Raw genomic sequence first — 21,799 nt, 5'->3', positions numbered from 1 at the left:
TCATTATCACGTATTCTGTTACAACTTCTGCAACTAACCTGGCTAAATTCTCGCGCCTATTTATGCTATAAATAGGCGCTTAAAATAATAAAAGGGATAACCATGACAAGCTTTATGCGAAACTTTGCGGTTAGCGCACTTTCTTTGGCAATGATAAGTGGCTGTGCTGCCACGGCCAAACCTGACGATACAATGGTTATCGCAACGCCAAATGCAACAACATTGACAGTGCCATTAGCGCAACCTCCAAAAGCCCTGCAACCCTTGACGCTTAATCAAATTATGGCTAATCCAGATTGGATGGGAATACTTGCTCAAGGAGCTTACTGGAGTGATGACAGTCAATCGGTATATTTCAGTCGCCAAGCACATCAATCTCCGGTCCGTGATTTTTATCAACAAGCTGTTGGACAGATAGAGGCGAACAAACTAGCACTCAATCAGCTACACCTTGCCGATCAACGTAATGGTGTCTTCGATCAGGCAAAGACTCAAAAAGCCTATATTTATCAAGGTAACGTATTTGTAAAAGATTTATCAAACGGTGAAATAAAGCAACTTACCCGTCAAAACGATGCAATTAATGGAGTACGTTTTTTAAATGGTGGCGACCTTGCATTCTGGCAAGGTAATAATATTTTTCGTGTACACCAGTCTAGCGGGTTAGTGGAACAAATTGCCGCGATCCAAATGGAAAACGAACCAAAAGCGACGCAAGAGCCAAGTAGTTTTATAGCTAAGCAACAGCATAGATTAATTCAATACGTTGCCATGGAACATGATAACAGCCTGACGCGTGATCAATACCGCGATTCATTGGCTAAAGCCGATCCCACTTTTTCTGCTAAACCTTGGTATTTAGGTGACGCTGAAGTGGTATCAGAAATTAGTTTGTCGCCAGATGGACGTTACGTAATATTGGCCTTAACGGATAAAAATTATGATTGGCGTGCTGAACACGACATTATGCCGAATTATTTGGGCCAAGAGGGTGATGTCGATCCTGTACCAGCCCGCTCTCGGGTTGCCGAAGATGTCTTTCCAGGTCAACGTTTAGTGTTACTCGACCTTGTTGACCACAGTAAAAAAGACATCACCATTGAAGGCTTAACGGGTTTTGATGAGGATGTACTGGCGAGCGTTAAATCTGAAAATGCTCAAGCGAAAGGTAAAATCTATAAAAGTGAAAAAGCCCCACGTTTAGTCCAGTTAATGCAAGATTGGGAATGGAGTCAGAGCGCTATTCAGTGGCATGAGTCTGACGATAAATTATTGGTGATGCTCGAAGCCGTTGACAACAAAGATCGCTGGATAGCCAGTGTTGATCTTCAAAAAGGTAAGCTGATAACCGAACACCGATTACATGATGATGCTTGGGTAAATTATAATTTTAATCAATTTGGCTGGATACCAGGTACAGATAGCATGTACTACTTATCTGAAGAATCAGGTTTTTCACAGTTATATACTAAAACCGCAGCAGGTAAGGTATCGGCATTAACCAATGGCAAGTTTGTGGTTGATAATGTGACGTTATCACCCGATGCAAAACATCTTTATTATCGTGCCAATAAAGACCACCCAGGTAGCTATAATGTTTACCGTGTTGAGATTGCCAGTGGTAAATCAGAGCAATTGACCCAGTGGCTAGGCACATTAGATTACAGTTTAAGCCCTGATGGACAATCATTGTTATTAACCGCTTCATCAGCAGTGCAACCTGATGAATTATACATCCAACCTATTGGCGGCGACATAAGCCAATTAACACATTATACCAGCACAGAATTTAAACAATATCCTTGGCAAACACCGCAGATAGTGACAGTTCCTTCAAGCCATGGTGCGGGAAACATTTATGCGCGGGTTTATTTGCCTCAAGGATACGATGCTAAGCAAGCTGACAAATATCCAGCAGTGATGTTTAACCATGGTGCGGGTTATTTACAAAATGCGCATTACGGATTTTCGGGTTACTTACATAAATTTATGTTCAATAACTTACTCACACAACAAGGTTACGTGGTAATGGACATGGATTATCGTGGCTCGAAAGGCTATGGACGTGATTGGCGTACGTCTGTTTATCGTAATATGGGTCATCCTGAAGTTGAAGATTTAAAAGACGGTGTAGCATGGATGGCAAGTAATGCTAACGTGAATACACAACGTGTAGGAACTTATGGTGGGTCATACGGTGGTTTCCTCACATTTATGGCATTGTTTAATGAACCTGAGCTATTCCAAGCAGGGGCTGCATTGCGCCCTGTAGCGGATTGGGCTCATTATAATGCACCTTATACTTCGAATATTTTAAATACGCCTGACGTTGATCCTATCGCTTATGAGCGTAGCTCACCGATAGAACATGCCCAGGGTTTGCAGAAACCGCTATTGATCATGAGCGGTGTATTAGATGACAACGTGTTTTTCCAAGACAGTGTGCGCATGGTGCAACGCCTGATTGAATTAGAAAAACCAATGTTTGAAACCGCAATTTATCCTGTCGAGCCGCATGGATTTAAGCAGCCTTCGAGTTGGTTAGACCAGTATCGTCGTATTTATAAGCTGTTTGAACAAGAGTTGAAGTAATCGGCTCTGAGTTCAAGAAAACAAATAAATATCTATTAAGGCTTCCTTTGAGAAGCCTTAATTTTTATGATTAAGTGATGAAAACAGCAAAAGGCAATGTGAGTGTCAATATCAATAGCAGGTGGAGTTCGGCCCGGAAAAGTCATTGAGATTGAGCGCCGACTTTATAAACAACTTATTGTGGGTAAGCATAAAGCCAATGCTATGCCTGATGAGTTGAACGTGGAGTTAGAAGAAAGCGCCAATAAACTTGATATTGAGCGCAAAGCATTAAAAGTGCGTCTTGAGAAACAAGCACAAGAGAAAAGTGTGTATTTTGAGGTGTCTTCACTGTTAACCAATACAGTTAATAATGCGATAGAACATCAATTAGCTAATCCTCAAACGATATTAGAAGCATCGGCTATTTGTGAAAATCAAATTTTACTGCTTGACCTATTATTACACCCAGACCTGAACATTAATCGCCTTCGACCGATTATCGAAAGTATTAGCTGGCTATCACGAGATTTAATCAATTTAATTAATAGTCCAGCTTCTCGTCACCGTAGGCCAAAGCATGGTGATGTTCAAGTGACCGATATTAAGTTGGTACTTAACTATATAGGTATTGAAAATTTACGTTTGCTGGTCCCTTATTTTTGTTTACGTAACTTGTTACCTTCAGGCAACGCTAATTTATTATGGATAACCCGCAAGCTTTGGCGTTACAGCATAGTAAGTGCCATTGCGGCGCAAACTTTAGCAGAGTTATATAATAAAGAGCCTAGCTTGGCTTATAGCTGTGCGTTAATGTACCAATATTCTACCTCAATTATTCTGAGCCAAAGTGGAAGAATATTTGATAACACTTGGGGGACTTGGTTACGAGAGGCAAGCCATAGTCGAGAAAAACAAGTCTACGATGCTATTATGGCAACAGAATTTCCTGCAGAAGCAGTATTGGAGCAAGTATTACTCCATAGTCATCGATTAAATTGGCAATTGTTGAGTTTACTTAAATTTGATGACTCACCGATTACACAAGTGTTAAAAGAGCTCGATCACGATTACCATTTTACAGAGTTGTCTGTCGATGCCGCCATTGTGGCTAAAGCGAGTTGTTATGCCAAAGTGCTTTTGTTAGAAGAACAACAACAAATAGATCCACAAGAAAAACGCATTATGTTTGATTATTATCAGTTTTCAGAGCAAGAGTTAATTCGGCTTAAAGGGCAAAATTTTCGCAAGCTTGATTTGCTTTAAATAGCCTTTTTGGATCAAAAGTGTAAATGTTAAATCTGTGTAATTATTCACTTTTGATGAATAGCTACACAAATTCGAGTCTAATAAGTTTTTTTATGACTATTTATGCTTCCTTACCCCCCTATAAACGCTTTGTTTAGTCATATTTATCAATCTTTATGCAGAATGCCAATAAGGCCTAAAGAAGTTAATTGTACTGAACTGGTATTTTGATCACAATTTCGCTAATAATGTCGCATAAATAACACAAACTTCCGCTAATGCACTTACAGAATATAAAGCAGACAGCGGAAACAGCGGCTTTCAAGCCGCTTACAACCTGAAGGATGAAATGCAATGAGTGTAGAAATGAATCTAACCCGTGCCCAATTCGATGAAGTTATGGTGCCTAATTATGCGCCTGCCGCTGTTATTCCTGTTCGCGGAGCGGGTAGCCGAGTATGGGATCAAGAAGGTAATGAATTCATCGATTTTGCCGGTGGTATTGCAGTAAATTGTTTAGGTCATTGTCACCCAGCTTTAGTGTCAGCATTAAAAGAACAGGGCGAAAAATTATGGCATTTATCAAACGTAATGACCAACGAGCCAGCGCTTGAATTAGCGACAAAGTTAGTTAATGCCACGTTTGCTGAGCGCGTCTATTTTGCTAACTCAGGTGCTGAAGCCAATGAAGCAGCATTAAAATTAGCCCGTCGTTATGCATTAGATAACCATGGCGCAGATAAAGATCAAATCATCGCATTCGATAAAGCATTCCACGGCCGCACATTCTTTACGGTAACGGTTGGCGGACAAGCTGCTTATTCAGACGGTTTTGGTCCTAAGCCACAAAGTATTACCCACGTGCCATTTAATGATATCGCTGCACTTGAAGCGGTCATTTCTGACAAGACTTGTGCCATTATGCTTGAACCTCTTCAAGGTGAAGGTGGGATTATCAATGGTGATCCTGAGTTCTTAAAAGCAGTACGTCGTTTAGCAGATAAGCACGACGCATTAGTGATTTTTGATGAAGTACAAACAGGCGTAGGCCGTACTGGTGAGTTATTTGCTTACATGGGTACTGATATCGTGCCAGATATTTTAACCAGTGCCAAAGCACTTGGCGGTGGCTTCCCTATTGCTGCAATGCTAACCACCGCAAAAATTGCTGCTCACTTAAAAATTGGTACTCATGGTTCTACCTATGGCGGTAACCCACTGGCTTGTGCCGTAGGTAATGCGGTAATGGACGTGGTTAATACCAAAGAAGTGTTGGACGGAGTTAAACATCGCGAACAGCTATTCCGTGATGGTTTGGCGGCCATTAACGCCAAATACAACGTATTTAGTGAAGTACGCGGTAAAGGCTTGTTAATCGGTGCTGTATTAAATGAACAATATGAAGGTCGTAGCCGTGATTTCTTGGTTGCTTCTGTAGCTGAAGGCCTTATGAGTTTGATGGCCGGTGCAAACGTTGTGCGTTTTGCTCCTTCATTGGTTATCCCAGAAGCTGACATAGCAGAAGGCTTATTGCGTTTTGAACGCGCAGTAGCAAAAGTGGTTGCTGGTTAATTAACATATCAGTGCGAGCCTAGCTTGCACTTATTTGTTTGGGTACGCCAACTGAGTGAATGCGCGCTGAAATATATTTCAGCGCGGTTCGCTTATGGCGCAATGAGGAGATTAAGATGTTAATCATACGTCCTATCCGTGCAAGTGATTACGATGCACTTTATGGTATCGCAGTTGAGTCAGGCCACGGTTTTACATCTTTACCAGTTAACGAAGAGTTACTGCGTTCGAAGATTGCTAGGGCAGAGGCATCTTTTACTAAGCAAATTGATAAACCTTTTGACGAAGGTTATTTAATGGTGCTTGAAGATACAAAGACCAATGAAGTTGTCGGCACTTGTGGTATTGAAGCTGCTGTCGGCATGCAAGATGCTTTTTATCATTACCGTTTAGGTACTGAGGTCTATCATTCTCAGCAAATTTCTGTTCGCAATGAAGTTGAAACCCTCACATTATGCCACGACTACACTGGTGCTGCGGAAGTGTGTACCTTGTTTTTAAAAGACGGGTATCGCAAAGGCAATAACGGTCGCATGTTATCACGCTCGCGCTTTTTATTATTAGCACAGCATCCTGAGCGCTTTGGCGATACAGTTATTGCCGAAATGCGTGGTGTGAGTGATGAGCAAGGTGACTCACCATTTTATGAGTGGCTACAGCATCACTTCTTAGGTATCGATTTTGTTGAGGCAGACTACTTGTCTGGTTTAGGCAAAAAAGCCTTTATGGCCGAAATGATGCCGCGCAACCCAGTTTATGTCTGTATGTTGCCTAAAAAAGCGCAAAAAGTGATTGGTGAAGTACATAAAAACACTAAGCCGGCATTGCGTTTATTACAAGCCGAAGGTTTTAAGTTCCGTAATTATATCGATATTTTTGATGGTGGCCCAACAGTTGAATGTGCGCTAGCTGAGATCCGTTCAGTGAAAAAGAGCCGTTTATTAACGGTTTCAGTTGGCAAGATGCCACATGCCGATCACCATTTTATTATTTCCAACACATTGCTAGCTGATTATCGTGCATCAGCTGCTAAATTGTTGGTCTCTGATGAACACGATAATGTTGTGCTCAGTCCTGAAATCGCTGCCGGTCTTATGGTTAGCGAAGGCGAGCAAATTCGTGTTTTAGCAATGTAGGAGCAAGAAATGACACAATATATTCAAGGTCAATGGTTAGCTGGCGAAGGTCATGAAATTAACTCAAAAAACCCTGCTAATGGTGACGTAATTTGGCAAGGTAACACTGCAACAGCCACTCAAGTTAATGCTGCAGTTGACGCCGCTCGTGCGGCGCAGTTTGATTGGTTTATGTTGGGTTATGAAGCCCGTTTAACCATTGTTGAAGCTTATCGCTCACAACTAGAAGCTAATAAAGCCGAGATAGCTGAAACCATCGCCCAAGAAACCGGTAAGCCACAGTGGGAAACCGCTACTGAAGTGGGTGCAATGATTGGCAAGATCGCATTGTCAGCAAAAGCCCATGATAAACGTACTGGTACTGAAACTAACGATTTACCAGCAGGACGTGCCGTATTACGTCACAAACCTCATGGTGTGGTAGCGGTATTTGGCCCTTATAATTTCCCTGGGCATTTGCCAAACGGTCACATAGTGCCGGCATTATTGGCTGGTAACACAGTGGTGTTTAAACCATCAGAATTAACGCCTAAAGTGGCTGAGTTAATGTTGAAGTGTTGGGACAAAGCAGGTTTACCACAAGGTGTTGTTAACTTAGTGCAAGGTGAAGTTGAAACCGGTAAAGCATTAGCATCACATCCGCAAATTGACGGTTTATTCTTTACCGGTAGTTCACGTACTGGGCATATTTTACATGAACAATATGCTGGCCTCCCAGGTAAAATTTTAGCTTTAGAAATGGGCGGCAATAATCCGCTTATCGTTAAAGGTGTAACCGATACCAAAGCAGCAGTACATGACATTATTCAGTCGGCTTATATTTCATCTGGTCAACGTTGTACTTGTGCTCGTCGTTTATATATTGAAGAGGGTGCACAAGGGGATGCGTTAATCACAGAGCTAGTAAAAGCGATTAAGCAAATAAAAGTAGGTGCTTGGAACATGCAACCACAACCTTTTATGGGCTCGATGATTTCTGAAACCGCTGCTCGTGGCATGGTTGCCGCACAAGCAACACTTCAGTCATTGGGTGGTGTTTCATTAGTTGAGTTAGTGCAAGTGGAAGCTGGTACTGGTTTAGTCACTCCAGGCTTAATTGAAGTGACTAAAGTCACTGAGTTACCTGATGAAGAATATTTTGGTCCATTGTTGCAATTAGTTCGCTACAGCGATTTTGACCAAGCGATTCATTTAGCCAATGCGACTCGTTATGGTTTATCAGCCGGTTTATTAGCGGATAGCCGTGAAGATTACGATTACTTTTTGGCGCGCATTCGTGCTGGTATTGTTAATTGGAATAAGCAGATTACTGGCGCATCAGGTGCTGCTCCGTTTGGTGGCGTTGGTGCATCAGGCAATCATCGTGCAAGTGCATTTTATGCTGCTGATTACTGTGCTTACCCTGTCGCTTCAATGGAAGCCGATTCAGTAAGCTTACCTGCTACTTTAAGCCCTGGTTTATCAATTTAACTGATAAATTCATCGCATGATCCGTGCTGGTGACTTTGTTCACCAGCCTTATTTTAGAAGGATTTAACCATGCATACTGACGTTAATGCTTTATTTACTGCCTTATGGCAAGACTACATTAAGATGACGCCTTCAGCGGCGAAAATTCATCAGCTATTAGGCCATGGCGCGCCAATCATCAATGACCATATCGCTTTGCGTACTTTTAATATCGCTAAAGTAAATTTAAGCGTATTGGCCAAACATTTCACCTCTATCGGTTATGTCGACAGTGGTGATTATAAGTTTGAGCAGAAAAAGCTGATAGCTAAGCACTTTGAACATCCGGATCCAAAACAGCCAAAGGTGTTTATCTCTGAGTTGTTAGTTGAAGAATTTAGCCCTGAGTTGCAAAAGAGCATCCATGGTTTAATCGATCAGGTTGATGAAGCGGCAACCACTGCTGATAATTTCATTTATTCTGGTCGTCATTGGGATTTGGACAAAGCAACTTACCAAGCTTTACTTGCTGAAAGTGAATATGCTGCTTGGGTTGCTGCGTTAGGTTACCGAGCCAATCACTTTACGGTTTCCATTAACGATTTGCCTGATTTTGAGCGTATTGAAGATGTAAACCAAGCTTTAAAGCAGGCTGGGTTTGTATTAAATAGCTCTGGCGGTGAAATTAAAGGGTCGCCTGAAGTCTTGTTAGAACAGTCTTCTACCATGGCCGATAAAGTGGTGGTGAACTTTACCGATGGTGATGTGGAAATTCCAAGTTGTTTCTATGAATTTGCCCGTCGTTATCCGATGGACAATGGTCAGCTCTATACTGGCTTTGTTGCGGCATCTGCCGACAAAATTTTTGAAAGTACCAATGCAATGATGTAACGTTAATGCATGGACAAAAAAGACCTAATTGATCAATCAATTAGGTCTTTTTTATGACTAAACGTATCATTTTCAACACTTCACCTTTGCTAATTTTTTAGACAGCATTCTCATCTCTTATTCCGAGTCAGGTTCGTTTGGTAAAAATGTTTAGTTGCTCATCAAAATACTGACATTAAGACCATGCAAAGCCTTACTACGACTAAATTGCAATACAAAACCATATTGGTCGCAAATCTCTTTAACAATCGATAAGCCCAATCCGTGGCCCATTGTCGCTTCATCTAGTCTAGTGCCTCGAGATGTTAATAATGCGATTTGCTCTTGTTTTACGCCGCTGCCATCGTCTTCTATTTGGATGAATATCTCTCCAGAAGGCAATTCTTCGATGCTGACCTTAACCTGTAAACTTGCCCATTTAAAGGCATTATCGAGCAGGTTGCCAAACAGCTCCATACCATCTTCTCGATGTATTGGAATGCGACCAATATGTTGCGGATTAATAATGTTGCAATCGATATCCCGCTGATGATGCACTTTATGTAGCGTTTGAATTAAGCTATCGAAATCTTTAGGCACGGATAGTTGAGCTGCGGGTAACATGTCTCCAGTTATCCGTGCTGCAGCCAATTTACGTTCAATCATTTTATGAACTAAATCTAATTGCTGTTGCATTGCTATTGCGGCATCAGGATGGGTGATGCCAAGCGCTTCAACTTGTTGCTGCATTACGGCTAATGGGGTTTTTAAGCCATGGCTTAGATTACCTAGATTATTGCGACTACGTTCAATTTGCTTGGCTGTATAGTCTAATAGCTCATTATAGGTTTCGGCAAGAGGGCGGATCTCCGCTGGAATTTGTGAAATGGCTAATGATGCTATTTCACCTTCGCGCAATTTAGCCAGTGCCCCTTGGATTTGATTCACTGGTTTAAACGATTGGCGTAAAATAATAAAGATTCCTGCGATCATCGCCAGTAGCATGCCGATATTGATTGCTAGTTTAGCCCCAAACACTTCGCTAAAAACACGCCGTCCAATACTGAGATCTTGGGCGACAGTTAATGTTGCTGTATTTTCGCTATTTGGCGCGCCGATACCAATAGATAATAGCTGCATATCATTGTTTTTTGGACCTTTAGCTTGCCAAACTCGTTTTTGCTGAGCTTGTAGCTGTTCAATCTGTAATTCCGCATCCCACAATGAACGGGAGCGAATAGTACGGTCCGGCAAATTTAATTGAAAATAGCGCCCGGAATAGGCAGGTTGGTAAAAACTGGATAATTGGCTTTGGTCGATAACAAGTTCACCATCATCAAGCCTTGTGGCGATAATGATGTGTTCTAAATCTTCTTCAAGACGATTAATAATGGAGTCATGAAAGGCATCTCTCAACATCGACTCAAACAGAAATAAGCCTATTAGTGTGGCAATAATGATTAAACCACTGAGCCATAGGCTTAATTTAAACCGAATCGAGATCATTCAATAATGCCATGGAAGATATAACCCTGACCACGCCGAGTTTCGATAGCTGTTTTACCGAGTTTTTTACGTAAATGAGTTACGTAAACTTCAACGACGTTACTTTCTTTCTCATCATCAAATTGATAAAGCTTGTCAGTAAGTTGCTGCTTAGAAATAAGTTTTTTTGGTGACATTAAGAAAATTTTCAGTAATCTAAACTCCATCGACGTCAGCTCGTATACTTGATCGCCAACCGTTACCTTTTGCTCATTTTCGTCTAAATTAACCCCGGCATAGCATAGTTGCTTGGACGAAGAGTTAACTCGTCCATGGGCTCGATGAATGAGTGCCTGAATACGTGCGAGTAGCTCTTGCGCATGAAATGGTTTACCTAAGTAATCATCAGCACCGGCATTAAACCCTTCAACCTTTTCGTGCCACTGACTGCGGGCCGTTAGCATAATGACAGGGGTACTGATGCCACGTTCACGCCATTGGGTAACTAATGATAAGCCATTGCCATCAGGTAAACCGATATCTAAAATGACGCAGTCATAATCAGTTTCTTTCATCAAATAATCGGCTTCAATAGCTTTGTCTGTGACATCCGTAATATAACCAGCTTGCTTGAGTTGTTTTTCAAGCTCGGCAACGAGTAAAGGGTTATCTTCAACGAGTAACAGTTTCATGTTTAGTACATTCGCTCGGTAATTGAGTCAATGAATCTTGCATACCGTTAGCTGCGTCTAATTGCAGATTAACAACATGCCCTTGTTTGAGTTTAAATTGTAAATCATAGCGCCACTTATCTTGTTGTTGATAAAGTTGAGCGTCGATTAGGTGGCCATCACAATACTGCGCCAGCCAAGTTAAGTAATCGTCTAATGAACGTATATTACCAGAAGATACCAATTTTTGGACATTGTCATGATCCAGAGGGAATTCTTTTGCGGGAATATCTTGTTGATTAATGGTGATGGCCATTAAGCTGCTTATCGCTGTAAAGAACAAGCTATTCATGGGCGCTCCAAAATAAAAAAGTGGCGTTCAGAGTATGAACACCACTTTAAGTATCTTGGCTTAAATCAAGCTGAAACCTATACGATTTAAGGTATAAACATTTTGCTTGATTAGTTGTTAGCCCTAGTTATCTAGCGCGTACCGTAAACTACGATCGTTTTACCATGTGCTTGGATCAAATTTTGTTCTTCAAGCATTTTTAAAATACGACCAACGGTTTCGCGTGAACAACCAACAATTTGACCAATTTCTTGACGGGTTATTTTAATTTGCATGCCGTCAGGGTGTGTCATTGCATCTGGTTGTTTTGCAAGATGTAATAGCGTTTGTGCAATACGACCAGCTACGTCAAGGAACGCTAAGTCGCCTACTTTCTGGCTAGTACTTTGTAAACGATAGGCCATTTGCGCCGAAAGTTTCATTAAGATTTCAGGGTTTACCTGAATCAATTGCTTAAATTTCTTATAAGAAATTTCTGCAATTTCACATGCTTGTTTAGCACGAACCCATGCAGTACGTTCAGATTGCTCTTCAAACAATCCTAATTCACCGATAAAGTCGCCTTGATTTAGATAAGAAAGGATCATTTCTTTGCCTTCTTCATCTTTGATCAATACAGCGACGGAACCTTTGACTATGTAATATAAAGTATCAGATTCTTCACCTGCGTGAATTAAAGTACTCTTTGCAGGGTACTTATGAATGTGACAATGTGAAAGAAACCATTCTAATGTTGGATCAGGCTTTGGCTTACCAATCAGAGCCATATGATATTCCTCGATTGATTAAAAATGAAAGTAAGTAATGTCTAATTAAGCATTCTACGCTATTGAAACGGTGAAAACTTTGATAGAGATCGTATTTAGAAGTGTGCGTAGTGTATATTAACTTGTTAAATTTTAGATTAAATTTATCTCGTTTGTGATGGTAGTCGACTTTTTTTGTAAATTTGTCTTAATCATCACTACGATGGAATTATTACCAATGTCATTTGTCTATTGTATTGGATCCATGAGTTAGCTAATGTTATTTAATCAGCTTCATAAATAGTTGTCGAGGTATGCGTGAAAAAACTGAGTCAAATCGGGATTATTGTCTGGATTGTTGTATTAAGTGGACTTAGTTCACCTGTAAAAGCGTTTGTTATTCCGCCCTCTATAGAGTCTCAAGCGGCGACTAAGCTAGTTCATATTCAGATTAAAGCCAAACAGGGTAATGCAGATGCACAATTTTTATTGGGTTTAATGAACCTTTCCGGACGATTTGTTACTCAAGATACCAAGCAAGGGTTGAGCTGGATTAATCTTGCTGCACAACAACAACACATTAAGGCGCAACAAACATTAGCTGATCTAGCTTTTGACGGTAAATTAATACCACGTGATTTAGCGCAAGCTGAGAAATGGTATCTGCAAATGGTTGCACAGGGTGATAAGTGGGCTCATTTTCGTTTAGGGTTTATTTATTCTGCTGGTGGTGATGGTGTAGTACGTAATTGTGGTAAAGCGATGGAACAGTTTAGTGTTGCGGGTGATGCCGTTTCATTGGGCAATATTGCGTGGATATTAGCTACGTGCCCTGAAGCCCAATATCGCGATGGTTCGCGCGCTGTATCTATGTCGTTAAAGTTACTTGAGCATAACCAGAATGACCCAACGGTATTGGATAATCTTGCTGCCGCGTATGCAGAACTCGGTGATTTTTCTGCGGCGATAGATACCCAGAAAAAAGCGATTGATGCGTTGAAGGATAATCCGGAGATAGTGCGCAGCGATGAGTTTATTTTACGTTTGAAACAGTATCAGAATAATCAAGCTTATCGAGAAATTATCCCACTGATGTAATGCTTAGAGTGAGCAATGTGAGTCATTGAGTATTATCAACTAGTCAGTGTATTCACTTGTTTATCAGAAGGGATAATAGTTGATGTGTGTGCTTGAACATCGACTTTGTTTGGTTTCGTTGATGTGCTTAATGCGCTAACAGAAAAAAGGGGGAATTAGTACTTCAAGCACATCAACTGCCGTTCTTTCGCTTGAAATCACGATGCCGCTATCTTAATTGTTCTGACTTAAATCAAACTTAATCAGGTTTGATATCATCAAGGTTTTGCAACTCTAGACGTTTATCCATTAAGTTTTTAACTAATGGCGTTAAGATTAATTCCATTGCTAATGACATTTTTCCGCCGGGAACCACCAGTGTATTAACGCGTGACATAAATGAGCCTTGGATCATGTTGAGGTAATAAGGAAAATCAACATTGTTAATACCGCGAAAACGAATCACTAAAAAGCTTTCATCTAGGCTAGGTATGTCTTTTGCGCTAAAGGGATTTGAGGTGTCTACGGTCGGCACTCGTTGAAAATTAATGTGTGTCCGAGAAAATTGCGGCGTCATGTGCTTGATGTAATCGTCCATACTACGGACTATCGAGCCCATTACTTTTTCACGACTATGACCCCTATCGTTTGTGTCGCGAATAATTTTCTGGATCCACTCCAAGTTGACAATCGGCACCATGCCTATCAAAAGATCAACATGTTTAGCGACATCGGCATCTTCCGTTACCACGCCACCGTGTAGCCCTTCGTAATACAGCATATCGGTATTGGCTGGTAGATCACGCCACTGAGTGAATGTACCGGGCATTTGGTTAAATGGAACCGCTTCATCGAAGGTGTGCAAGTAGCTGCGGGTTTGTCCATTGCCTGTATCACCATAGCTGGTGAAACATTCTTCGAGTTTTTTGAAATTATTCGCTTCGGGACCAAAATAGCTTAGATTTCGATTTTCAGCCTGTGATTTTCTAATTAACACTTCCATTTCTGCACGGGTGAAATTATGGAAACTATCACCTTCAACGAATGCAGCATTAATACCCAGCTGTCTAAAAATATGTATGAAGGCAGTAGTGGTGGTAGTTGTGCCAGCACCGGACGAACCGGTTACAGCAATAATTGGATGTTTTGCTGACATATTATTTGCCTAGGTAATGTTATGGACGCGAAAAATCGAGTCACTAGTTATACGGTAATCATCACCCGTGGGTCAATTCTTCGCGGGTAACAATGTGATCATTTTGTGGTAAAGCCATTGTTTTTTATTACTAGCTAGTCGAAAGATGAACGTGAAATATGCTCGCGTTGTCTAATAGCGATAGACTCATCATCTTCACTATACTCGACAACTAAATCGCCTTTTTTTAGCGCTAGCTTACATTGGTCCATTGCGCGACTTAGTTGTTGCTCGTCTGCGTCACTAAAACTGCCATCTTCAAGTTGCGATAACAGATATTCTTTTATCATACGCTGAAGTACTTCTTGAGGTAATGAAAGTAACGCTTCATAAGGCACAAGCATGGTGTATTTCCTATTAATGACTGACTAAATAAGCGGAAGTATCTTGCTCGGTTACTTTATCACCTGCGGATAGAATAAACTCGATGACGCGGCGTTCGAGGTAAAAACGTGGTTTCCAAGGCCAGCCGCCTTCAACAAAACCTACATGTCCACCACACTCATGCAACTCGTATTCAACCATAGGTGACAATTGAGCTTGGTTTGGGATCACTTCATCGGTCATAAATGGGTCATCTTTGGCATGGATGACTAATGTAGGCTTGGTAATATGCTGCAAGTATTCTAGACCGCTAGACTGTTGATAGTAATCATTTACGTCAATAAAACCATGCAATGGTGCAGTGACTTTATCGTCAAACAAATAAAAGGTATTGAGCATTTTGAGTTGCTCTTTAGTGATCGGCATTTGATCGGTTAATTCAGCAGTATTAATTTTGTCGAGCATTTTATGCTGTAAGCGTTTAATTAAAAAACGTTGATATAGAGTTGAAAAACCACTTTCTAAGCGTTTTGCACATGCTCCTAATGTGAGAGGGGCCGACACCACCACAGCGCGTTCGAGTAAGCTATGTTGTTTTTTGCTGCCTTGATATTTTGCTAATACATTACCGCCTAAACTGTAGCCAACTGCATACAATGGCGAGTCTGGATAGTAGTGTTTTAGCTGCTCTAAGGTATGGGCTAAATCATTAACATCGCCGCTATGATAACTGCGAGCTAAGCGGTTAGGTTCGCCAGAACAACCACGATGATGGTGAACTACAGCAGACATTTTGACTTTTTTTGCTTCGATGAGCATTCTGCGTGCATAATGCGATTCAGTGTTGCCTTCAAGACCATGAATGATCACTAAGATAGGCGCGCCATTTTGGGCCTGGCCCAGCCAATCTAAATCGATAAAATCGCCGTCGGGTAACTCTTGTCTTTGCCTAAATGTTATTGGTCTGGCCACTTTGAAAATGAACGGTAGAATCGTTTGTACATGCGGGCTAGCAGCCCACCAAGGCGGAGTGAACAAGGTTTTCATAAAAGGAATGTTTCTGTAATTGTTTGTGAAAATTTAAACGTATGTTTAAATGTTACTCATGCCACTCTACCACATAAAAAATAGAGACAACAATAAACTCAAGGGGAAGTAAATGAAGCGGCGTGTCTTTCTTACTGGTGCTTTTGCTGGAACAGCGGCAATAGCACTTGGCGTTAATTTATATTCACCGAGTGTCACGACATCTTCCGATGATATTCACCATCGAGTGTTGTTCAGTGTGTTGTTGCCAGTATTCTTAGATGGCGCATTACCCGAGGTCCCTAGTCATAGAGAAATCTCGATAAACCGCACATTGGATGCGATTTCACAATCAATTACCCATTTGCCTGTTGAGCAACAGCAAGAGTTGACTGAATTGTTGGAATTGCTTGAAGGACGCCTAGGTTTATTGTTCCTGAGTGGCAGTATGACGCCGTTGTTAATGCGTGAACCACAGCAATTGATCGACATGTTAGAGTTTTGGCGCCACAACTATTTGGATATGTTAACGACCGCTTATAACGGGTTACGTGAATTGATAATGGCAAGTTATTACGCCTGTCCAGAACATTGGGGCAATTTACGTTATGTAAAGCCCACTTTCTTGGTGAATAACGCGCATTAATCTCTCATATAAGGAGTTCTCCCTTGGCCATAATTGACCCTATTATTACCGGATTAAGCGCAGGCTGGCATCATATCGATGCCAGTACTTTAGAAGTCGATCGTCACTTTGACGCGGATGTTGTTATTGTTGGTACTGGAGCGGGCGGCGGCACCGCAGCAGAAATACTCACTGAAGCTGGATTGAAAGTTATTATGATTGAAGGTGGCTCGCTTAAATCATCGACTCACTTTGATATGGAAGAGCGTCACGCTTATCCGAATTTGTATCAACAAGCAGCCTCAATGAAAACCGCTGATAAAGGTATCGGTATATTCCAAGGTCGAACGGTAGGCGGTTCAACTACGGTAAATTGGACTACCTCAATTCGAACCCCTGAACAAACCCTAGCGTTTTGGGAGCAAGAAAAGTCGGTAAAAGGCTTGTCCTCGCAAGATTTACTGCCTTGGTTTGAGTTAATGGAACAGCGGCTCAATATTGAGACGTGGGAGTTTGAACCCAATCGAAATAATGGTGCACTGCGCGAAGGTTGTGAAAAACTGGGTTGGGATTACACCGTTATTAAACGTAATGTTAAAGGTTGCTGGAATACCGGTTACTGTGGCATGGGTTGCCCTGTTAACGCCAAACAATCCATGTTAGTGACCACTATTCCAGCTGCTTTGGACAAAGGCGCGACACTGATTTCTCGCGCCAAGGTAGTCAAACTTGAACACAAAGGTGACCAAGTTATTGGATTAACGGCACAGGCATTAACAGAAGGTTTAATGCCGACATCAGTTAACATTACCTTTAGTGCTAAGCATTATATTTTAAGTGCGGGTGCTGTTCATACGCCGACGATATTAATGCGTTCTAATACGCCAGATCCGCACAAGCAATTAGGTAAAACCTTTTTACATCCCTCATTGTTATCGGGCGGGATTTTTGCGGAACAAATTAATGGTCACAGTGGTGCGCCTCAATCTATCTATTCAGATGAATTTGTTTGGCGTGACGGCGCGGCTGGCGATTTAGGTTATAAACTTGAAGTCGCACCTGTGCATCCGGTATTGATAGCGTCCAAAACCATTGGTTATGGTGTAAGTCATGCACAGTTAATGGCTAATTTTAACCAAATGCAGGTGACTATTGCGCTCATTCGTGATGGTTTCAATCAGCAATGTCCAGGTGGTCAGGTAAGGTTAACCGACACCAGTTTGGCGTTAGATTATCCTTTAGATAAAGGTTTTTGGGATGGTGCTCGTCGGGCATTTTTGTCGATGGCCGAATTACAGTTTGCTGCAGGTGCTAAAAAGGTGTTACCAATGCATGATGGCTTGGCTTTTCTTAATTCATGGAGTGAAGCAAAGCAAGCGATTAATAATGCCGATTTAGGTTTATTAAAAACCATTGTTGCATCGGCCCATGTGATGGGCGGCTGTGCTATGGGTGAAGATAAAACCCTATCAATGGTTGATGGATTTGGTAATTCGCATTACCTTGAAAATTTATCGGTGATGGATGGTTCGGTTTTTCCAACCAGTTTAGGCGCAAATCCGCAGTTGTCTATTTATGGTCTTGTGGCTCGAAATGCAACAGCCTTAGCACAAAAACTGACTCAAACTAGCTAGTTGAACTGGTTTGATATACCGTCGATGGGCGGTATATCAAGGTTATAATACAAGTCGCTAAACTATATAATGTGTTCTGTATTAGTCAGACCTGTTTAGGGGAGTCATTCAGCCATAATACTGCCATCTAAGCCAAATAAGCTAAGGTAGTGTTGTATGTTACTTGGCTCATTATTGTCTAACTCAGTATTATTTAGCTCAGTAATATTTAGCTTATCAATATCTAATGTATTTCCCTGCAGTAAATTCAATTTATGCAATAACATATATTGAGATTTACGTTCCATAATGAGTTCTACATCGAGCATTTTCTGATACTCGTCGCTGCCCAAGTGTGCTTTAGCAATCCGACGTAAGCGTCGATAAGGTTGTAACACATTTGCTTCCCATTGCTCTACAACACCGGTTAACAATTCCCACTGCTGCTGCGTCAACACATAATGCTGTTGATCAAGGTACTGAGCTAATAGTAAAAGGTTAACGTTTACTTGATAACTATCTTGTAAGCTGATGTAAAAATTTGGATTTTTTGAGTAGTTTTGTTCGCAATCATGCCAAATTGTAAAGCTAAATGTTTGACGGTGATAAGGTCGCGACATACAGTATCCCTTGCTACCTTTATGGCGTGAGTTAACACCATAAAGGCAGTGAATAAAATTAACTGATTATTGAAAATCTTGTTCGAAAAGCTCAATCTGTTCTTGAATGTCCAACCAATGCATTTCGCTTTCATCCATGGCTTGAGTCAGCGTAGTACGCTCGTTGAGAACATTGGTCATTTTAGCTTTGTTCTCCGCTTCGTATAAGCTGCCATCGGCTAATTCGATTTCTAATTCTGCTAATCGGGCATTAATTTTTTGCTGTTGGGTTTCTAACTTTACTTGTTGTTTTTTTAGTGGAGACACTTTTTGACGCAGCTCAGCTTCCATTCTTTTTTGCTGTTTTTTATCAACGGCATCACCGCTAGTACCAGCATCTGTTTTGTTGTTAGCTTGTGCGAGTTTTGCAGCATCGAGTAACCATTGATGATAGTCATCTAAGTCGCCATCAAAAGGGGTAACTGCACCTTGGTCAACTAAGTAATAGTCACTACAACTTAATCGTAATAGGTGACGATCATGCGACACTATGACCATTGCGCCCTCAAAAGTTTGCAATGCCATGGTGAGTGCGTGACGCATCTCTAAATCTAAATGGTTGGTCGGTTCATCGAGTAATAATAGGTTTGGGCGCTGCCAAACGACTAATGCTAATACAAGACGCGCTTTTTCGCCGCCAGAAAACGGCCGAACTGGCGATAAGGCCATGTCACCATTAAAGCCAAACCCGCCTAAAAAGTTGCGTAATTCTTGTTCACGAACACTTGCAGGCGCGAGTCTTGCTAAGTGCTGCATTGGAGTGTCATCAAGCGTTAAAAATTCAACTTGATGCTGAGCAAAATAACCAATATTTAATCCCGGATTAGGTTGATACTTACCTGTTTTGGCTTGTAATTGGCCTGATAACAGTTTGATCAGCGTTGATTTACCTGCACCATTTCTTCCTAGCAAACCAATACGCGCGCCAGGAACGAGATTTAATTCAACCTGTTTAAGGATGGTGTTGTCTTCATAACCAATAGAGACATTTTCCATTACCACTAATGGGTTCGGTAGCGCTTCAGGTTCTCTAAAAGCCATTTGAAATGGATTGTCTACTTGCGATGGCAACAACTCAGCCATGCGCTCGAGGGCTTTTAAGCGGCTTTGTGCTTGTTTAGCTTTACTGGCTTTATAGCGGAATCTGTCAACAAATGACTGCATATGTGAACGTTCTTTTTGTTGACGTTCAAAGGCGACTTGTTGCTGGGCCATTCGCTCGGCGCGCACCCGTTCAAAAGAAGAGTAATTTCCTTTGTAGTAATTTAATTTGTGATTTTCAACATGAACAATTTCACCGACAATGCCATCAATAAAGTCACGATCGTGGCTGATCAAAATGAGAGTACCTTGATAAGATTTTATCCAACCTTCTAACCAATACATGGTATCTAAGTCTAAGTGGTTGGTTGGCTCATCGAGTAACAATAAATCTGACCGACATAATAGTGCTTGGGCCAAGTTGAGGCGCATCCGCCAACCACCTGAGAAGCTTTTTACGGGGTTACTTTGGTCTGCATCCTTAAACCCTAAACCGGCTAATAGCGCGCCAGCTCTAGCTTTAATAGCATAACCGCCAATAGCATCAATTTTGCCATGGATAAGTGCAATGGCATTACCGTTATTGTCGCTTTGCGCTTTTTCTAGTTGGGCTTCTAAATCACGGTATTCGGTGTCACCATCGAGGACATACTCTAGTGCCGATACATCCAATGCTGGTGTTTCCTGCGCAACAGAGGCAACCTGCCAACCAGAGGGGAAACTAAATTCACCTTTATCTAGATGCAAATGACCCAAAATCAAGGCAAGCAAAGATGATTTACCTGTACCGTTGGCGCCGACAAGGCCAACCTTGTGTCCGGGATAAATCGTCAGTGAGGTTTCATCGAGTAAGGTTTTACTGCCGCGAATTAACTGAGCTTGGCTTATGTTGATCATTAATTACAACTTGATACTTAAGAATAGAATAATGGTGCAGATAATATCGCATCTACGATTTATTTCCCACAATCACGGGACTCATGTGGGCTAATCATGGCAAAATAGGCGTATATATCAGGTAAAGACCTTAATGAGTTATCCGCTCATTCAGTAAACACTAAGTCGAGTGAATCATGACCAAAATTAAAAAGCGTTTTGTTGCAGGTGCTAAATGCCCTAAATGCAGTGCTAAAGACAGTATTTTATTGTTTAAAGAAAATGGAATTGAAACCGTTGAATGTACAGACTGTGATTATCATGAACAACAAACTGATATTAAAGTGCCTCAAAAAACCAGTGGCAGCATGATAGGGGTATTTAAACCGGATTAACATTGACTAATCTTAGCCTCAACGCTGATAAAGAGTTGAGGTTAGTTACTCATATATTCATCTGGTTGTGTTTCAGCAGATATCTTCATTTTATGCTTAGTTAATATCAGAATAACATCGGTATTATTTTTAGTCAGGTCATCGAAGCGGGTGTTTATTTCCTGTAACTCTAAACCGTAACTTGGGTCGTTTTTGGGTTTAGTCTGCCAGTAACGTTTTCGATCTAGTTTTTGCATTTCACTGGCTCGTAAGATTTCGAAGTAGCTGTTTTCTTGCTTTAAACGATAAATTTCACCATCAAGTAATTGCAGTAATTTTTCTTTAGAAATGGTTTGTTTATTGAGTAGTGCTTTTAAAGGATCGTCTTTCACTTCTCGCTTGTCAGTGTCGACCTCTGTGGTAATCCCTAATTGGTATTCAATTTTATGCTGGCTATATTCTTGCGGGCAAACTGTTTGGGTGAAAACGACTTTTTCATCCATCATGCATTTGTAAATAGTATTGGCTTGAGCAGTAAATGTGCTCATGGCGAGTACGATAAATAACAGTCTTTTTGCCATGCAGCTACACATCCTTTGCCTTTTTATTTCGTTTAGTATCAATTGTTTATTGGTTTTTCTCTACACGTTTCGATAATGTATATAGCCTAATAGCTGACTACCGTGTCTAGCTACCGTTTTGCGGGCTGCATTACAGGAATTGTTGTATTTATTGTCTCTTATTAACTCGCTAAATTAGTTCATGTTTTGCTTAACTTATGTAGTTAAGCAGATTAGCATATTTTTACGCTAAACAAGTAAGACATTAGCCATGTTGGTTGTCGGATATTCAATACTCGGTAGCCAATTTCTGCTCACAATACGGAGAA

General features: G+C 41.1%; 20 protein-coding genes. 10 read left to right on the top strand and 10 right to left on the bottom strand.

Annotated elements, in window-relative coordinates; all coding sequences use genetic code 11:
• The first annotated feature begins 102 nt into the window (after positions 1–102).
• From H5202_RS00855 to H5202_RS00830, 6 genes are all read left to right on the top strand, one after another.
• Positions 103–2,592, top strand: coding sequence for a S9 family peptidase (locus H5202_RS00855; RefSeq protein WP_182770100.1), 2,490 nt, complete (start codon positions 103–105; stop codon positions 2,590–2,592).
• Positions 2,593–2,694: 102 nt separating this feature from the next.
• The gene (locus H5202_RS00850) at positions 2,695–3,837 is read left to right on the top strand and encodes an HDOD domain-containing protein (protein ID WP_182770098.1); all 1,143 of its coding nucleotides are present in this window, start codon (positions 2,695–2,697) and stop codon (positions 3,835–3,837) included.
• A 336-nt stretch (positions 3,838–4,173) separates the two neighbouring features.
• Positions 4,174–5,391 carry an aspartate aminotransferase family protein gene (locus H5202_RS00845; RefSeq protein ID WP_101085247.1) on the top strand — a complete coding sequence of 406 codons (1,218 nt, stop codon included), beginning with the start codon at positions 4,174–4,176 and terminating at the stop codon, positions 5,389–5,391.
• A gap of 116 nt (positions 5,392–5,507) precedes the next feature.
• On the top strand, positions 5,508–6,527 hold the full coding sequence (gene astA, locus H5202_RS00840) for an arginine N-succinyltransferase (RefSeq protein WP_182770096.1): 1,020 nt from the start codon (positions 5,508–5,510) through the stop codon (positions 6,525–6,527).
• Positions 6,528–6,536: 9 nt separating this feature from the next.
• Positions 6,537–7,997 (top strand): succinylglutamate-semialdehyde dehydrogenase, encoded by a 1,461-nt coding sequence (gene astD / locus H5202_RS00835; protein ID WP_182770095.1) that lies wholly within the window; start codon positions 6,537–6,539, stop codon positions 7,995–7,997.
• 69 nt (positions 7,998–8,066) lie between these two features.
• Entirely contained in the window at positions 8,067–8,867 is an 801-nt protein-coding gene (locus tag H5202_RS00830; protein ID WP_182770093.1) for a DUF1338 domain-containing protein, read from the top strand.
• Between the two features lie 150 nt (positions 8,868–9,017).
• Here H5202_RS00830 and H5202_RS00825 read toward each other — a convergent pair whose 3' ends face one another.
• The 4 genes from H5202_RS00825 to crp all read right to left on the bottom strand — a co-directional run bounded on the left by H5202_RS00825 (position 9,018) and on the right by crp (position 12,121).
• Positions 9,018–10,352 (bottom strand): ATP-binding protein, encoded by a 1,335-nt coding sequence (locus H5202_RS00825; protein WP_182770091.1) that lies wholly within the window; start codon positions 10,350–10,352, stop codon positions 9,018–9,020.
• Positions 10,349–11,023 (bottom strand): response regulator transcription factor, encoded by a 675-nt coding sequence (locus H5202_RS00820; RefSeq protein WP_182770089.1) that lies wholly within the window; start codon positions 11,021–11,023, stop codon positions 10,349–10,351. Before H5202_RS00820 ends, H5202_RS00825 begins: the two co-directional genes overlap by 4 nt.
• Entirely contained in the window at positions 11,004–11,354 is a 351-nt protein-coding gene (locus H5202_RS00815; RefSeq protein ID WP_182770087.1) for a PepSY domain-containing protein, read from the bottom strand. The genes H5202_RS00820 and H5202_RS00815 overlap by 20 nt, the downstream gene beginning before the upstream one ends.
• A gap of 131 nt (positions 11,355–11,485) precedes the next feature.
• Positions 11,486–12,121, bottom strand: coding sequence for a cAMP-activated global transcriptional regulator CRP (gene crp, locus H5202_RS00810; RefSeq protein WP_101085253.1), 636 nt, complete (start codon positions 12,119–12,121; stop codon positions 11,486–11,488).
• A gap of 297 nt (positions 12,122–12,418) precedes the next feature.
• Between crp and H5202_RS00805 the strand changes: the two genes are divergently transcribed.
• Positions 12,419–13,198 carry an SEL1-like repeat protein gene (locus H5202_RS00805; protein ID WP_182770086.1) on the top strand — a complete coding sequence of 260 codons (780 nt, stop codon included), beginning with the start codon at positions 12,419–12,421 and terminating at the stop codon, positions 13,196–13,198.
• 238 nt (positions 13,199–13,436) lie between these two features.
• On the opposite strand, the gene H5202_RS00800 is transcribed toward H5202_RS00805, so the two are convergent.
• The 3 genes from H5202_RS00800 to H5202_RS00790 all read right to left on the bottom strand — a co-directional run bounded on the left by H5202_RS00800 (position 13,437) and on the right by H5202_RS00790 (position 15,743).
• Entirely contained in the window at positions 13,437–14,333 is an 897-nt protein-coding gene (locus tag H5202_RS00800; protein WP_182770084.1) for a phosphoribulokinase, read from the bottom strand.
• 134 nt (positions 14,334–14,467) lie between these two features.
• Complete coding sequence (locus H5202_RS00795; RefSeq protein WP_101085255.1) at positions 14,468–14,716, bottom strand: YheU family protein; 249 nt, start codon at positions 14,714–14,716, stop codon at positions 14,468–14,470.
• A gap of 13 nt (positions 14,717–14,729) precedes the next feature.
• Positions 14,730–15,743: a hydrolase gene (locus tag H5202_RS00790; protein WP_182770081.1), complete on the bottom strand. Its 1,014-nt coding sequence runs from the start codon at positions 15,741–15,743 to the stop codon at positions 14,730–14,732.
• A gap of 112 nt (positions 15,744–15,855) precedes the next feature.
• On the opposite strand from H5202_RS00790, the gene H5202_RS00785 reads away from it, so the two are divergent.
• Complete coding sequence (locus H5202_RS00785; protein WP_182770079.1) at positions 15,856–16,368, top strand: TAT leader-containing periplasmic protein; 513 nt, start codon at positions 15,856–15,858, stop codon at positions 16,366–16,368.
• 23 nt (positions 16,369–16,391) lie between these two features.
• Positions 16,392–17,981 carry a GMC family oxidoreductase gene (locus H5202_RS00780; RefSeq protein WP_182770077.1) on the top strand — a complete coding sequence of 530 codons (1,590 nt, stop codon included), beginning with the start codon at positions 16,392–16,394 and terminating at the stop codon, positions 17,979–17,981.
• Between the two features lie 104 nt (positions 17,982–18,085).
• On the opposite strand, the gene H5202_RS00775 is transcribed toward H5202_RS00780, so the two are convergent.
• Together H5202_RS00775 and H5202_RS00770 are read right to left on the bottom strand one after the other, a co-directional pair.
• The gene (locus H5202_RS00775; protein ID WP_182770075.1) at positions 18,086–18,580 is read right to left on the bottom strand and encodes a TIGR02444 family protein; all 495 of its coding nucleotides are present in this window, start codon (positions 18,578–18,580) and stop codon (positions 18,086–18,088) included.
• A gap of 66 nt (positions 18,581–18,646) precedes the next feature.
• Positions 18,647–20,557 (bottom strand): ABC transporter ATP-binding protein, encoded by a 1,911-nt coding sequence (locus tag H5202_RS00770; RefSeq protein ID WP_182770074.1) that lies wholly within the window; start codon positions 20,555–20,557, stop codon positions 18,647–18,649.
• 176 nt (positions 20,558–20,733) lie between these two features.
• Here H5202_RS00770 and H5202_RS00765 point away from each other — a divergent pair, with 176 nt between their 5' ends.
• Entirely contained in the window at positions 20,734–20,931 is a 198-nt protein-coding gene (locus H5202_RS00765; protein ID WP_182770072.1) for a YheV family putative zinc ribbon protein, read from the top strand.
• A gap of 41 nt (positions 20,932–20,972) precedes the next feature.
• On the opposite strand, the gene H5202_RS00760 is transcribed toward H5202_RS00765, so the two are convergent.
• Positions 20,973–21,491 (bottom strand): DUF4124 domain-containing protein, encoded by a 519-nt coding sequence (locus H5202_RS00760; protein WP_182770070.1) that lies wholly within the window; start codon positions 21,489–21,491, stop codon positions 20,973–20,975.
• Positions 21,492–21,799: the final 308 nt, after the last annotated feature.

Source organism: Shewanella sp. SG41-4 (assembly GCF_014164505.1).
Classification (GTDB): Bacteria; Pseudomonadota; Gammaproteobacteria; order Enterobacterales; family Shewanellaceae; genus Shewanella.
This window is presented reverse-complemented; position numbering and strand designations above follow the sequence as displayed.

What these genes read in the sequence shown, in the direction of transcription:
- H5202_RS00855 (WP_182770100.1), top strand. Translation starts at nt 103, where the DNA reads ATGACAAGCTTTATGCGAAACTTTGCGGTTAGCGCACTTTCTTTGGCA.
- H5202_RS00845 (WP_101085247.1), top strand. Translation starts at nt 4,174, where the DNA reads ATGAGTGTAGAAATGAATCTAACCCGTGCCCAATTCGATGAAGTTATG.
- astA (WP_182770096.1), top strand. Translation starts at nt 5,508, where the DNA reads ATGTTAATCATACGTCCTATCCGTGCAAGTGATTACGATGCACTTTAT.
- astD (WP_182770095.1), top strand. Translation starts at nt 6,537, where the DNA reads ATGACACAATATATTCAAGGTCAATGGTTAGCTGGCGAAGGTCATGAA.
- H5202_RS00830 (WP_182770093.1), top strand. Translation starts at nt 8,067, where the DNA reads ATGCATACTGACGTTAATGCTTTATTTACTGCCTTATGGCAAGACTAC.
- H5202_RS00825 (WP_182770091.1), bottom strand. Translation starts at nt 10,352, where the DNA reads ATGATCTCGATTCGGTTTAAATTAAGCCTATGGCTCAGTGGTTTAATC.
- H5202_RS00820 (WP_182770089.1), bottom strand. Translation starts at nt 11,023, where the DNA reads ATGAAACTGTTACTCGTTGAAGATAACCCTTTACTCGTTGCCGAGCTT.
- H5202_RS00815 (WP_182770087.1), bottom strand. Translation starts at nt 11,354, where the DNA reads ATGAATAGCTTGTTCTTTACAGCGATAAGCAGCTTAATGGCCATCACC.
- crp (WP_101085253.1), bottom strand. Translation starts at nt 12,121, where the DNA reads ATGGCTCTGATTGGTAAGCCAAAGCCTGATCCAACATTAGAATGGTTT.
- H5202_RS00800 (WP_182770084.1), bottom strand. Translation starts at nt 14,333, where the DNA reads ATGTCAGCAAAACATCCAATTATTGCTGTAACCGGTTCGTCCGGTGCT.
- H5202_RS00795 (WP_101085255.1), bottom strand. Translation starts at nt 14,716, where the DNA reads ATGCTTGTGCCTTATGAAGCGTTACTTTCATTACCTCAAGAAGTACTT.
- H5202_RS00790 (WP_182770081.1), bottom strand. Translation starts at nt 15,743, where the DNA reads ATGAAAACCTTGTTCACTCCGCCTTGGTGGGCTGCTAGCCCGCATGTA.
- H5202_RS00785 (WP_182770079.1), top strand. Translation starts at nt 15,856, where the DNA reads ATGAAGCGGCGTGTCTTTCTTACTGGTGCTTTTGCTGGAACAGCGGCA.
- H5202_RS00775 (WP_182770075.1), bottom strand. Translation starts at nt 18,580, where the DNA reads ATGTCGCGACCTTATCACCGTCAAACATTTAGCTTTACAATTTGGCAT.
- H5202_RS00770 (WP_182770074.1), bottom strand. Translation starts at nt 20,557, where the DNA reads ATGATCAACATAAGCCAAGCTCAGTTAATTCGCGGCAGTAAAACCTTA.
- H5202_RS00765 (WP_182770072.1), top strand. Translation starts at nt 20,734, where the DNA reads ATGACCAAAATTAAAAAGCGTTTTGTTGCAGGTGCTAAATGCCCTAAA.
- H5202_RS00760 (WP_182770070.1), bottom strand. Translation starts at nt 21,491, where the DNA reads ATGGCAAAAAGACTGTTATTTATCGTACTCGCCATGAGCACATTTACT.